9 protein-coding genes and 1 riboswitch are annotated in these 14206 nt (G+C 45.4%); of the genes, 6 read left to right on the top strand and 3 right to left on the bottom strand.

Going from position 1 to position 14206, the window contains the following annotated elements:
* Window positions 1-39: 39 nt before the first annotated feature.
* Entirely contained in the window at window positions 40-1152 is a 1113-nt protein-coding gene (gene gcvT, locus MKY99_RS27940; protein ID WP_042192287.1) for a glycine cleavage system aminomethyltransferase GcvT, read from the bottom strand.
* 185 nt (window positions 1153-1337) lie between these two features.
* A riboswitch (glycine riboswitch) is annotated at window positions 1338-1436 on the bottom strand.
* Between the two features lie 179 nt (window positions 1437-1615).
* On the opposite strand from gcvT, the gene gcvH reads away from it, so the two are divergent.
* Complete coding sequence (gene gcvH / locus MKY99_RS27935) at window positions 1616-2008, top strand: glycine cleavage system protein GcvH (protein ID WP_076286985.1); 393 nt, start codon at window positions 1616-1618, stop codon at window positions 2006-2008.
* Between the two features lie 456 nt (window positions 2009-2464).
* Here the strand turns inward: gcvH and MKY99_RS27930 are convergent, their stop codons facing one another.
* Both MKY99_RS27930 and MKY99_RS27925 read right to left on the bottom strand, forming a co-directional pair.
* Window positions 2465-3301 (bottom strand): flagellar motor protein MotB, encoded by an 837-nt coding sequence (locus tag MKY99_RS27930; RefSeq protein ID WP_339267482.1) that lies wholly within the window; start codon window positions 3299-3301, stop codon window positions 2465-2467.
* On the bottom strand, window positions 3298-4080 hold the full coding sequence (locus tag MKY99_RS27925; RefSeq protein ID WP_076286986.1) for a flagellar motor protein: 783 nt from the start codon (window positions 4078-4080) through the stop codon (window positions 3298-3300). The genes MKY99_RS27930 and MKY99_RS27925 overlap by 4 nt, the downstream gene beginning before the upstream one ends.
* Window positions 4081-4357: 277 nt before the next feature.
* Here MKY99_RS27925 and uvrB point away from each other — a divergent pair, with 277 nt between their 5' ends.
* The 5 genes from uvrB to MKY99_RS27900 all read left to right on the top strand — a co-directional run bounded on the left by uvrB (window position 4358) and on the right by MKY99_RS27900 (window position 14126).
* Complete coding sequence (gene uvrB / locus MKY99_RS27920) at window positions 4358-6349, top strand: excinuclease ABC subunit UvrB (protein WP_339267480.1); 1992 nt, start codon at window positions 4358-4360, stop codon at window positions 6347-6349.
* A gap of 433 nt (window positions 6350-6782) precedes the next feature.
* Window positions 6783-9656 carry an excinuclease ABC subunit UvrA gene (uvrA, locus tag MKY99_RS27915; RefSeq protein WP_042192277.1) on the top strand — a complete coding sequence of 958 codons (2874 nt, stop codon included), beginning with the start codon at window positions 6783-6785 and terminating at the stop codon, window positions 9654-9656.
* Window positions 9657-10713: 1057 nt separating this feature from the next.
* Window positions 10714-10923 (top strand): hypothetical protein, encoded by a 210-nt coding sequence (locus tag MKY99_RS27910; RefSeq protein ID WP_042192275.1) that lies wholly within the window; start codon window positions 10714-10716, stop codon window positions 10921-10923.
* A 131-nt stretch (window positions 10924-11054) separates the two neighbouring features.
* Window positions 11055-12185 carry a trypsin-like peptidase domain-containing protein gene (locus MKY99_RS27905; protein WP_339267478.1) on the top strand — a complete coding sequence of 377 codons (1131 nt, stop codon included), beginning with the start codon at window positions 11055-11057 and terminating at the stop codon, window positions 12183-12185.
* Between the two features lie 27 nt (window positions 12186-12212).
* Window positions 12213-14126, top strand: a complete 1914-nt coding sequence (locus MKY99_RS27900) for a stalk domain-containing protein (protein WP_339267476.1) — start codon at window positions 12213-12215, stop codon at window positions 14124-14126.
* Window positions 14127-14206 lie beyond the last annotated feature (80 nt).

Raw genomic sequence — 14206 nt, 5'->3', positions numbered from 1 at the left:
CTATTTCTCGCTTAAAAGTTCACCGTCCTAGTATGGACGCTAAAGGCGTTTATACTTGTAAAAAGGGGCCTTAATCACGACAGCCTTAAGCTGCTTGCCACGTATCTCTACGAAAACCTCTGTGCCTATTTCACTGTAAGCTGTATCAAGTAAAGCTAATCCCAGGTTTCGTTTCAGCGTTGGAGATTGGGTTCCGGTTGTGACCTCTCCGATTTTGATGCCGTCCGCATAGACTGGGTAATGGGAGCGTGGAATGCCTCGATCAATCATTTCTAGACCGACAAGACGGCGGGGAAGACCGGCTTCTTTTTGCTGTATCAACGCATCGCGTCCGATGAAGTCCGCTTTGTCCAGCTTCACGAAGAACTGTACTCCAGCTTCAAGAGGCGTGATGTCAGCCGACAGCTCCTGACCGTACAATGGCAATTTTGCCTCGAAACGAAGCGTATCCCGTGCGCCCAGTCCAGCAGGTGTTAATCCGTGAGGAGAGCCAGCTGCGAGAAGGCCGTTCCATAACGTTGCTGCCCCATCCAGCGGAGCGTAAATTTCGAAGCCATCTTCACCGGTATAACCCGTACGGGAGATCAGTACTTCTACACCGCAGACGGTTGCGCGTTCGATGAAGTGGAAAGGCTTGAGCGTTGAGATCGGTGCATCAGTAACTTCTGCGAGTATGGTCTCTGCCAGCGGACCTTGCAAGGCGAGCAAAAGCGTCTCGTCAGAGACATTAGTGAGTGTGACTTCACCGAATTCAGAGGTCAGATGTTCTTGCAGCCACTGGAAGTCCTTATCGATGTTGGAGGCATTTACGACAAGCATATAACGACCTTCACTTAGTCGATACACGAGTAAATCGTCGACCACCCCGCCGTTTGGATAACAGAGCAGCGTATATTGTGCCGCACCATCGGTAAGGCGGCTGACATCGTTGGTCGTCATTTTTTGTAAAAAGGCTTCAGCGCCACTTCCGATCACCATGAATTCACCCATATGCGATACATCGAACAGTCCAGCCTGCTGGCGAACAGCCTCATGCTCCTTCACGATGCCTGTAAACTGTACTGGCAGCTCCCAGCCGCCAAAATCAATGCACCTGGACTCCGCATAAGCGGAATAGAGATCATAAAAAGGTGTTCTTTTCAAAGCATCCATGTCGTCACTCCCCTAGTCTGATTACATACGAAAAAAAGGACAGGCAGAAGCAATCATGCATAAATGCACTAATCGCTTTCTGCTCTGTCCTTTGTACCTGAGAGTTACCCTGCGTAACTAACATGCAAGTTTCCCCGTTGGTGACCTGACGCACTCAGCCTCGCGTCTGATGCTCTCCAGAGGTACGTCCGACAAAGGTCCTTTTGCCTGAGAGATTCACCCCTGTTAGGGCTTACTCCTTCGGCGCCGTCTTCAAGTGAGACAGTCTCTCCCTATGCCATCATCCGCAACTGTATTTGTTTCTTATGTCTCCATTAAACGGGTATAGGAGGGCGCTGTCAACAAGAAAAAGTCAAAAAAACGACAAATTTATTTTACTTTTAGTAATATTGACATTATGCTCCGCGATCACTTAGGCTATAACTAAATTTAGAATTCCAATTTGGAAATGAGGCGGCTTGAAATGAGTGAAGTTTTAGATAACCTTCTTTACAGCGAAGAGCATGAGTGGGCACAGCAAGTGGAAGGACGCGTAGTACGTGTTGGGATTACGGATCATGCTCAGCATTTGTTAGGCGATATCGTATTTGTGGAATTTCCTGAAGTGGGTTCGGCCATTTCAGCTGGCGACAGCGTAGGCAGTATCGAATCCGTTAAGACCGTATCGGAACTCTATTCACCCGTCTCTGGGAAGGTTACCAAGATTAATGATGGTTTAGAAGCTAGTCCAGAGCTAATTAATGATAAGCCGTATGGTGAAGGTTGGATTTTTGAAATTGAAGTGGACGGAGAGTATGCTGATGCTGTAAAAGGACTGCTAGATGCAGCTGGATATCGTGCATTGGTAGGGGAGTAATTCTAATTTTTTTCTGAATATTAATTTCACCGAATGTGATATTTATAGCAGCAAGTTTCCGTTTTTGGGGACTTGCTGTTTGGTGTTTTTATATAGATAGTGGTGGTGATTTTTGAGTTAAATCCTGGGACTCTTTAGAATTATGGGATTTTATTTAAAAGCGAATCTACTGATTGTGGAATTAGGGAAAACCTCCCTTATTTTAGACGAGTATAGCGTGACACTAAGGGGTTTAGGGAATTCCTCCCTAAAGTTTCAGTGAAAAGCGCTATTTCTGACTAAATAGGGTATTAATCAGGGAGGAATTCCCTAATTCTGCGCCTGGACAAGGGAATAGGCAGATAATCAGGGAGTATTTCCGTAATAAATAGTGGCAAGCCCATTTTGGTATGTTGATAAGCAGATTCGCTCCCGCACAGGCCTAGTTACTGTAACTAGCTCTGAGTAAAACATTTTTTATGCACCCTCTTGAAGTTGACGAAGCACAATGATCTCTACACGGCGGTTCTTTTGCTGACCTGCTGCAGATGTATTATCCGCGGTGGGCTGGGTATCAGCATAACCAGCGTATTGAAAATTATCAGGATTCAATCCCTCCCGATCTAAGAAAAAGCGAAGCACTGACAGCGCACGAGCACCAGACAGCTCCCAGTTATCGTTAAATTGAGAAGCCGAAGATACTGGCGTATTGTCGGTATGTCCTTCAATGCTGATCTTTGCGCCGATATCGCTGAATAAGCCAGATAACTGCTGAAGAGCAGGCAGGGCTGGAGACTTCAGGTCTGCCTTACCTATATCGAAGAGAAAACGGTCACTGAGTGTGATTTCTATCCCCTGCGGTTTGTCGGCAACAAAAATTTGTTCTCCGAGATTATTTTCCTCTACATAGTTCGTAATCACACCCATTAATTCAGCAAGTTTAGCCTCTTGTTCTCGAAAAGCAAGTTCACGTGCCGAAGGTGTTTCGTTCTCCGTTTGTTCAGCAGATCCATCATTCGGTCTCGCAGTTGCAGCTGCATTCCCATTCCCGTCTGTACTTTCCGGTTTGTTCTCAGTTGATTTCCCAGCATCTAAAATGCCGTTCCCACCCTCAAGGACAGTGCTGCCAGATTTGAAGGTCTCGGATAACGAGCCTGTCACGATGTTATATTTGTCAGTATCCAGGCTGCTCATCGCATACAATATAACGAAAAAAATAAGTAAAAGTGTAATTAGATCAGCATAAGTAATCATCCAACGGTCGCGGCTTTCCCGAGTCTCTACACGCCGCTTGCGCCGGTCTCTTTGTCTCATAGAAGACCTCTAGTTTCCGCACGGTCATTCGTGTCCGTGTCTGAGATGAATGAGTTCAGTTTTTTACGCACCAGCAAGGGGTGATCCCCGTTCTGCAAAGAAAGAATGCCGACGAGCAGCATTTCCATACTATGTAGCTGGCTTTGACTGCGGGATTTGATTTTGGAAGCGATGGGTAAAAATATTAAATTAGCGATGGCAACACCGTACAATGTTGCGGTAAATGCCACTGCGATAGATGTGCCCAGATTTGACGGATCTGTAAGGTTGCCAAGTACACGGATGAGCCCCATCACCGTCCCGATAATTCCCATCGTTGGTGCATATCCACCTGCAGCTTCAAAAATCTTAGCATAGTTCTCATGCTTCAATTCTTTAGCATCCATTTCTAATTCAAGGATCTGTCTTACCTGCTCAGGATCAGTGCCGTCGACAATAAGAAGTAGACCTTCACGTGTAAAAGGGTCCGGATGTTCTTCAGCTTGTTTTTCTAACATTAGAACGCCGCCGCGACGGGCCACGGTTGCCATTGCAATAAGTTCTTCTGCTTTTTCTACATCACGATCAGGGTTGCTACCGAAAGCCATGCGTAATGCTGTTGGAATGGAGCGCAGCTTAGATGCCGGGAAACTGATCATAACGGCGGCAAACGTACCCCCGAACACAATCAAAGCTGCATTAAGCTGCAGCAGTCCTGAGAGGCTTCCGCCTTCCCAGAGATAGCCGCCGATTAACGCAGCCAGTCCAGCCAATAGGCCGATTATTGAGGTAATATCCATGCTTCAAGCTCCTAACATTTCTATGTATTATGGTTTGCAACGATCTAGGCAACACTGTATAATGAACGGGAACACATATTCTTATCTTCCATATTTTTTAATTATAAGAAAGTATAAGTTTCACGTTATACTTTAATCCTTATAATTCTCGCACAAACGCTTAACGTCTTTTAGAGACGCCAAAGGCGTTTTAGCTTGCCATCGTATGGAGAGAGAACATTCAGACAACAATTATAATATATTAATCTAGTTTAGACGATAGAGGGGAGACGGGCAAATGAGTGATATTGTCGTCAGTACAAAGACTTTTGAATTGGAGTCCGAGTATACACCCCAGGGCGATCAGCCTCATGCCATAGAGGAATTACTACAAGGCATCCGGCAGGGCAAGAAGCACCAGACGCTGCTGGGCGCGACGGGTACGGGTAAGACGTTTACCGTTGCACAAGTTATTTCCAAATTAAACCGCCCGACGTTAGTTATTGCGCACAACAAGACTTTGGCTGCCCAACTGGCGAGTGAGTTTAAGGAGTTTTTTCCGCATAATTCGGTAGACTATTTCGTCAGCTACTACGACTATTACCAACCAGAGGCGTATATTCCCTCCTCCGATACTTATATCGAGAAAGACTCCAGTATTAATGAAGAGATTGATAAATTGCGCCACTCCGCAACGAGCTCCTTGTTCGAACGGCGTGACGTTATTATTGTGGCGAGTGTGTCTTGTATTTACGGCCTCGGTTCGCCGATGGAATACGGAAGCTTGCTTTTGTCATTGCGGGTAGGGATGGAGAAGCCTCGAAATGAGATTTTGAGCAGGCTAGTGGATATCCAGTACCAGCGTAATGATATCAATTTTGTACGCGGAACCTTCCGTGTACGTGGTGATGTGGTTGAGATTTTCCCGGCATCTCAAGGAGAGCATGCCATTCGGGTCGAATTGTTCGGTGACGAAATTGAGCGAATCACTGAGATTGATGTACTGACGGGTGAACTGATCGGGGAACGCGATCATGTCGCTATTTTTCCGGCGTCTCACTTTGTTACCAAGGAAGAAACGATGCGGGTGGCACTGGTCAACATTGAAAAAGAGCTGGAAGACCGCTTAACGGTTCTTCGTGACGCAGGAAAGCTTCTTGAAGCTCAGCGTTTGGAACAACGGACACGTTATGATATTGAGATGATGAAAGAAGTGGGCTTCTGTTCTGGGATTGAGAACTATTCCGGACCGCTCACCTTCCGTGAACCAGGGGCAACACCGTATACATTAATGGATTATTTTCCGGATGATATGCTGATCGTTATTGACGAGTCCCATGTAACGCTTCCGCAGATTCGGGCGATGTATAACGGTGACCGGGCGCGTAAGACGGTACTGGTAGAGCATGGTTTTCGTTTGCCGTCTGCGCTGGATAACCGTCCACTCCAGTTCGAGGAATTCGAAGAAAAGGTGAAGCAGATCGTATATGTTTCAGCGACACCTGGACCCTATGAAATGGAGCACTGCGACACCATGGTGCAGCAGATTATCCGGCCTACAGGTCTTTTGGATCCGATCATTGAGGTGCGTCCTACAGAGGGACAAATCGATGACTTGATTAGTGAAATTCGTGATCGGGTGGAACGAGACGAACGCGTACTCGTCACAACGTTGACGAAGAAGATGTCAGAGGATCTGACGGATTACTTTAAGGAAATTGGGATTAAGGTTCGTTATATGCACTCTGATATCAAAACGCTGGAGCGGATGGCGATCTTACGTGATCTTCGACTTGGTACATTCCATGTTTTGGTAGGGATTAACCTGCTAAGAGAAGGTCTCGACCTCCCGGAAGTATCGCTGGTCGCTATTCTCGATGCGGATAAAGAGGGCTTCCTTCGTTCCGAACGCTCCCTAATTCAGACGATTGGTCGTGCGGCCCGTAACTCCGAGGGTCGTGTAATCATGTACGGTGATCGAATCACTGATTCGATGGAGAAGGCGATGAGCGAAACGTCGCGTCGTCGCGCCATCCAGATCGCCCATAATGAGAAACACGGCATTACCCCAACCACCATTAATAAAAAGGTGCGTGACATCATTGAGGCAACGAAGGTTGCCGAGTCTAAAGCGGATTACCTCACGGGTGTTGGTGGCAAGATGAATAAGAAAGAGAAACAAAGCCTAATCCAGCGTCTGGAAGCGGAGATGAAGGACGCTGCGAAGAACCTGCAATTCGAACGCGCGGCAGAGCTGCGTGACGCATTGTTGGAGCTTCGGGCCGAGTAATAAACCTTAAATGCATCACCGATATTTAAAATAAGTAATTGAACGGTGCTGTCCTGGCCGTTCTTTTTGAATAAATAGATGGACGCGCATCCCGCAGGGACAGTGCTATGCAATGATTTTGGCACTTACGCGTATCCCATAGGGACAGCGTTCCGCAACGCTATAGCAGTTGCGGTAATCTCGCACTTTCCGCTCTTAGCTAGTGTGCGCCTAACGTCCAAGCGGCCCCGTAGGGATAAGCGCTCCGAACGCCGTAGTCACTAAGTTCCGTCCCCCCCCCCAACCTCCTTCGCCAAAAAATGCGGGTGTCCAGAGGGTGCAACCCTTGGGGCCCTCCCTTGGAAGGGAGGGTTTGGGAGGGATCGAAAACGCTTTTAATAAAGCTCTGAAATCGTTAAAGCTTTGATATTTGATTCATTAAGGAGAGGTTCCGTTGGCGAACGATAATATTGTAATTAAAGGCGCGAGAGCGCACAATCTCAAAAACATCGATGTGACGATTCCACGTGACCGTTTCGTCGTGCTGACGGGGCTGAGCGGCTCGGGTAAGTCTTCGCTTGCATTTGATACGATTTATGCTGAAGGACAGCGGCGTTATGTTGAATCTTTGTCAGCTTATGCTCGTCAGTTCTTGGGACAAATGGAGAAGCCGGATGTGGATTCGATAGACGGATTATCCCCGGCAATCTCTATTGATCAGAAGACAACAAGTCGCAACCCGCGTTCCACAGTTGGTACGGTTACTGAGATCTATGACTATCTCCGGTTGCTTTTTGCTCGGATCGGTCACCCTCATTGTCCAGAGCATGGAATTGAGATTACTTCCCAGACCGTTGAACAAATGGTAGACCGGATTATGCAGTATCCAGAGAAGACTCGTTTGCAAATCCTAGCGCCTATTATTTCAGGACGTAAAGGTGAACACAAAGGACTCTTCACAGATATTTCTAAGCAAGGGTTCGTACGTGTGCGTGTGGACGGTGAGCTAAGAGATCTGTCTGAGGATATTGAACTTGAGAAGAATAAAAAGCACACCATAGAAGTTGTTGTAGACCGGATCGTCGTTAAAGACGATGTGGAGACCCGGCTGACGGATTCACTGGAGACGGCACTTAAACTTTCGGGCGGTAAAATTCTTGTGGATATCATCGGTCAGGAAGAGCTTCTGTTCAGCTCTAATTTTGCTTGTCCGATTTGTGGTTTTAGTATTGAAGAGCTGGCACCACGTATGTTCTCCTTCAACAGTCCGTTTGGAGCCTGCACAGAGTGCGATGGACTTGGAATGAAGATGGTGGTCGATCCAGATCTGCTTATTCCTGATGCTGAGAAATCCATTGAAGAAGGTGCTTTTTTAGCTTGGACTGGAAGTACTTCTAATTACTATCCGCAATTTCTGAAGTCCGTGTGTGAGCATTTTAATATTCCACAGAACGTTCCAGTGAGCAGCTTAACACCTGATCATATGAATAAACTACTGCATGGTACAGGTAGTGAGAAGGTTCGCTTCAAATATGAGAATGATTTTGGACAAAAGAAAGATGCGATGGTTGCTTTTGAAGGGATTATTCCGAATCTGGAGCGTCGTTACCGGGAGACCGCATCTGACGGTATTCGTGAATTTATCGAAGGATTTATGAGTGCTAAGCCTTGTCATGTATGTAAAGGCAAACGTCTGAAGAAAGAAATTTTGGCGGTTACGATCAACGAACAAAATATTTCGGATATTACCGATCTCTCGATTGGTGATTGTCAGCATTGGTTTGAAGAAATAAAACTAAGTGAGAAAGAGACAGCTATCGCGAATCTCATTCTTAAGGAAATCTGCAATCGTCTGGGGTTCCTGGTGAATGTAGGATTGGACTATTTGACACTTAGCCGCGCAGCAGGCTCGCTATCTGGTGGTGAAGCACAGCGTATCCGGTTGGCCACTCAGATCGGTTCCAGTTTGATGGGTGTACTGTACATTCTGGATGAGCCAAGTATTGGTCTGCATCAACGGGATAATGATCGCCTGATCTCTACGCTTGCTCATATGCGTGACCTAGGCAATACGTTGATTGTTGTAGAGCATGACGAAGATACGATGATGGCAGCGGACTATATTATTGATATCGGACCGGGTGCGGGTATTCATGGTGGACAAGTTATGGCGCAAGGAACACCGGAAGAGATTATGAAAGATCCGAATTCCTTAACCGGTGAATATTTAAGCGGTCGTAAGTTTATTCCAGTTACCGCTAAGCGTCGTGCTACCGATGATCGTTGGATAGAAATTCGTGGCGCTAAAGAGAATAACCTGAAAAATGTGAATGTGAAGATTCCATTGGGTGTATTTACGGCGGTGACTGGTGTGTCGGGCTCCGGTAAATCTTCACTTATTAACGAAATTCTGTACAAGAGCTTGGCACGGCAGCTGAATAAGGCTGTGAAGGTGCGTCCGGGTCAGCACAAAGAAATTCGTGGCTTGGAAAATCTCGATAAGGTTATTGAAATCGACCAATCGCCAATTGGGCGTACACCACGCTCTAACCCAGCAACCTATACTGGCGTATTTGACGACATTCGTGATCTGTTCTCGAAGACGAATGAGGCAAAGGTACGGGGGTTCCAAAAGGGACGCTTTAGCTTTAACGTAAAAGGCGGACGCTGTGAAGCTTGCCGTGGGGACGGAATTATCAAGATTGAGATGCACTTCTTGCCTGACGTATACGTTCCTTGCGAGGTATGTAAAGGTAAACGTTATAACCGGGAAACACTAGAAGTGAAATATAAAGGGAAAAACATTTCCGACGTGCTGGAGATGACTGTAGAGGATGCTACAGAGTTCTTCGTGAATATCCCTCGTATTCACCGTAAAATGCAAACGCTGATGGATGTGGGTCTTGGCTACATTAAGATTGGTCAGCCAGGTACAACATTATCCGGTGGTGAAGCGCAGCGTGTGAAGTTGGCTTCTGAGCTATACCGTCGTAGTACAGGCAAGACACTCTATATTTTGGATGAGCCTACAACAGGTCTGCATGTGGACGACATTGGTCGTTTACTAGAAGTATTGCACCGCTTGGTGGATTCCGGAGAATCGGTTCTTGTCATTGAGCATAATCTGGACGTTATTAAGACTGCTGATTATATCATCGATATGGGACCAGAAGGCGGCAGTGGCGGCGGAACCGTACTGGCAACAGGAACACCAGAGAAGATCATTACTGTTACGGAGTCTTACACAGGTAAGTATCTGAAGCCAGTTCTGATTCGTGATACGGAGCGTACTGAAGCGCTTATGCTTGAGACGGCGGAAACTACCTAAGCTAAAAATGCTGGATAGTATAACTAATAAATAATAAAGGTCGCGGCAATTTGCCGTGGCCTTTATTGTTTATTGTCCAAAATTATTATTTTGGGAAAACAATTGATCGGTACAATTGCTGGTAGTCACCTGTAAATTAGAGCTCACTAGCAACTTTAAGCTCATAGGCAATTTCAAAATCAAAATCAAATCATCTATCAGTTCGGGTTATTTGCATGTAGTCAAAATCTTCGTTGGAGTGTTGCTTGATTGTTCGTGTGAGTTACGTATTTTGATTATCCGATCTGATATGAGTTTCTAGTAAAAGTATTACGGCTCCTTTAAAAAGAAAACTAAATAGTAGAAGAGATAGGCATATGTAGGGCGTGTCCGTCGTAAGATTGAATGAGGAGCATGCTTTTGCTGTATGTTCGCTTAATGGTTAAAAGAATAACAGCAGGCTCAATGGTTCTTTGAAAAATAAATAACAAACGGCTATATTGCTAGCTCTATCAAATGCTTGTGATACTAGATTAGGGAAAACCTCCCTAATAATCTGATGTTTTGCAGCTTTTAAGCTCAAATCAGGGAAAACCTCCCTATTTATCGAGGCGATTCATCCATAATGAGGGTTCTCTCGTGTTTATTAGGGAGGAATTCCCTAAAAACCTCAAATTGAAGTGATAAACGGCTAATTTCAGGGAGGATTTCCCTAATCCTTAAAAGTATAGACTCTAGTACCAGATTATTAATTCTAAATTCTAACCCCTAACCTCAAAATTACAAATTGACTAGTAAGATACTAACTCCCGGCAGAGATGCTAAATAACTTCCTTAGTTACATTCACAAAGATCGACCATTACCCGTTAGGTCTCATCATTTTCGCCGGAAAACACCAAACGTCAATGAACAAAATCATTAATATATCCGATTTTGCAGCAATAAAATATTTTTTTTGCGACAAATACATAATTTTTCTACAAAACCTATTGCATCGCCCAAATGGTAGCGATAACATAGAAGAGGATATGGGGAATACTGGATCTTGCTTGACAACATTTTTGAGGAGGTAAGGTAATGCTACTTGCAGAAGTTGCCGCGCAAGGACCGTCTAAATTTCATACCTTTGATGTTTTTATGATTTTATTCACTATCCTAATTTTGGTTGGAGTCGTTCGGTTACTGAGAGCTCCCCAAAAGAACAAGTTCGCCATTGCTTTCGGAGCGGTTAGTTTGTTGGTCTTTATAATCTCTGACTATGCCATGGTGATGCATTGGTTAAGTTAACGGAAGAATTAAATTGAACAGCTTTGCACCAAAAGACTCCTTTAACGCCGTGGGCGCATTGAAGGTGTCTTTTTTCAAATTATATAATGTAAAATTTATCCATTTAAAGAGAGAGGGTCTGGTGAAGGTTGATGAGGACTGTGGAGAAGCTGGTGAAGAAAGGAATGGGCTTGCTGCTGTGCGGTGTGTTGCTGTCAGGAGTATGGAGTGAGTCGGTTTATGCGTTGGGTGATACGACTAAGACGGTTAGCGCGGCGACCACAAGCCAGAGAGACAAAATCAAAAATTCAACAGCAGCGGAAGACCCCGTACCAGGGATTATTAAAAGTATCACCCCCTCCGTAGTGGGCATTATCGGCAAAGACGATAGTGGGGGGACTAGCGGACCGGATGATCGATACAATCTGACGCATGGTTCTGGCATTATTGTGAAATCGAATGGATGGATTGTAACCAATGCACATGTCATCAAGGATCTGCAGAATGCTTTGGTAGTGACGTCGGACTCCAAAACCTACAGCATTAAAGAAACATATCTAGATGAAGTTAGTGATCTGGCCCTGATCAAAATCAATGCCACCTCCCTTAAACCTGCAAAGTTTATTCCATCGACCGGCAAAACCGTTGTTGGTGAGAAGGTAGTGGCTGTCGGAACACCGATTAGCTTTTCTCTAAGGAATTCAGCGACCGTAGGGGTTATAAGTGGCCTTAACCGCGAAGTAGCTGCGGCTTATCGTCTGATCCAAAGTGACACAGCGATTAATCCCGGGAATAGCGGGGGCCCGCTAGTGAATATGAAGGGCGAAGTGCTGGGAATAAACAGTCTGAAATACTCAGCGGTGGGCGTGGAGAATATGGGCTTCTCTATTCCGTCGGATACCGTGCAGTATATTATGAACCAGCTTTTTAAATACGGTGAAGTAAAACACCCGAGTCTTGGATTGGAGTTAGAGCCGAGTTGGTCCTCGATTGTGGGCTTGCCAACGCTCGATCCCCTGACTGTAACTAAAGTGATTTCTGCTGAAGCACGCAAGGCGGGTGTTGCCGAAGACGACGTCTTGTACAGCATTGACGGCCACCGTGTGGTCTCACTAGTTGATATTAATGAATTGTTTAAAAGCTATTCTCCAGGTACAACGGTACGACTGGTTATGCAAAGTGATGGGGATATCGTCATCCGTAAGCTGGTGCTCACTCAGGGTGATCCCCTATTAAGTGAAGAGGGTGCAGGAGCAGATGGAGACGAGCATATGGAAGAGTGATCAGGAAACTCGAGAGGGGGACGGTAAATGGGCTTTAAAGTTTTAAAACAAGGATTGTGTGCGATGCTGGCCTTATTATTGCTATTTTCTATATTACCGATACCAACCGTACGGGCAGCAGAAACAGACAAGCTGCAGCTGAGTATTAAAGTTGGCAGTACTTCTGCTACGGTGAATGGCAAGAAGGTGACTATCGAGCGGCCTTATATGGAGAACGGAACGGTTATGGTACCGCTCGGGGTTTTTAAAAAGACATTTGGCAGCACGGTTTCCTTAGAAGGAAATGATGTAGTGAAAGTAACGTACGGCTCTCATACAGGGTTAATGACGATTGGTAGTATTAGTGCCTGGAAGGATGCGACTAAAGTTAAACTCACCTCCGCGCCTCGGATGGTTTCAGGTGTGTTGATGGTGCCGCTGCGTTTTGTGGCGAGTGTACTGGGTGCAACCCTCTCCCAGGGTAACGGTGGTGAGCTGATCATTACCTTAGCTCCTGCTGACAATGAAGGCGATGTGCCAGTGGATACTGGTATTGATAGCGATGTGGGGAAGACGCAAATTGGGAACAGCTATTATCGATGGACACTAAATTATCCGTCTGGACTGATTGCTGGAAATAGCGGTGGTGATGAGAGTGTGGCTACCTTCTCCAGTGCGGACAATCTTTATTATTTGGAGATTCATGCAAGTGATCAGGCGGTTTCAGTGGATGCAGATGGGCTTCTTGAGCAACTAGTTCGGGAAGTCGAGTTAGGCAGTGAGCTGATATTAGACCGGGAGTCGTTCCCGAAAGCCTCTGTACCTTATGCACGATTGGTCAGTAAAGATTCTAGCGGAGCACTCTGGGAAAACAGGCTGATCTATGCTGAAGGTAGACTTTACGAGATTTATTTGACGGATGAAAAAGCCACTAATTATAAAGATTTAGCCAAATATGCGGGGTTACTGAGCTCTTTTCGGCCCTCTTTTGACACTAAGGATAACAAAATTCGTGATCTCTCTACCGTAAAGAATGGCTTAAGTGAAGCCTATAATGAGGACTATGGTATCTCACTACAGGTTCCTGCCGCTTGGATTAAGGATGACCAGCATTTTTATTATGAAAGCAAACAAGGAAGTCATTTGAGTGTGGCGATTACATCGGCACCTGCTGGTTCTACACTAGAGAGCTGGGCTGAAGAGTTGAAGACAAAAACGCAGGAGAACTTTGTAGCGGACGCATATGTTGTTAAAGGTAGCATGAAGTCTGAAATCTCCGGCGTACATGCACAAATAAGTGAGACACAGCTGAATTTCGGCAACGGTTGGACGACAGAATATCAGGCAATCGTACTCAAGAATGGGTACCGTTACTATTTTGAATATGTGACACCTCCTGGACAAGAAGAGGATAAGGCCAAATTCAAAGCTATTATATCCTCCATTGATATTGATTTTGATCTGTTGAAGGAGAACTTCGGGCGACTCGCTAGCGATGACTATAAGACAATCAAGAATAAAACGATAACCAAAGTATCTAAAAGATACGGCTATGCCATCGACATTCCACGTTTATGGACACCCGATCAAGATGTATTCGAGACACAGTTGGTAGAGTATCGGTTCATCGGAGGACGTTTCCAGATTAACTCGAAACCTGAAAGCTCAGTCGATTATGCGGTGAATATGCTCAAAGATTCTTATCAGAATAAAAATAATGATCCTAAAGGTCCTCGCATTGAAAGTATAGTGGAGTCTACCTTTGTTGGTGTTCCTGCTACGATCCTTACTGTGCATCAAATCAAGAATGGTGTTCCTGTCCGCAGTAAGCACGTTGTTTTTGGTAAAAATGAGGTGGTCTACACGATTACTGTTACGCTGAATGATGCCAATGCTACTGCAGAACAGCAAGCTTTGTTAGATAAAACGCTGCAGTCGTTTCGGTTTACGGGGAATGAGTAGTTTAGAGGTGATTGGAGTTCATGACTAACTAATAGTAGAGTGTAATTCAATTAGATGAGAACGTCCTTGTAGCCAAAATG

Origin of the sequence: Paenibacillus sp. FSL R5-0470 (assembly GCF_037975205.1) — a bacterium.
Classification (GTDB): Bacteria; Bacillota; Bacilli; order Paenibacillales; family Paenibacillaceae; genus Paenibacillus_AQ.
The sequence above is the reverse complement of the archived record's forward strand: the minus strand, read 5'-3'. Positions and strand labels throughout refer to the sequence as shown.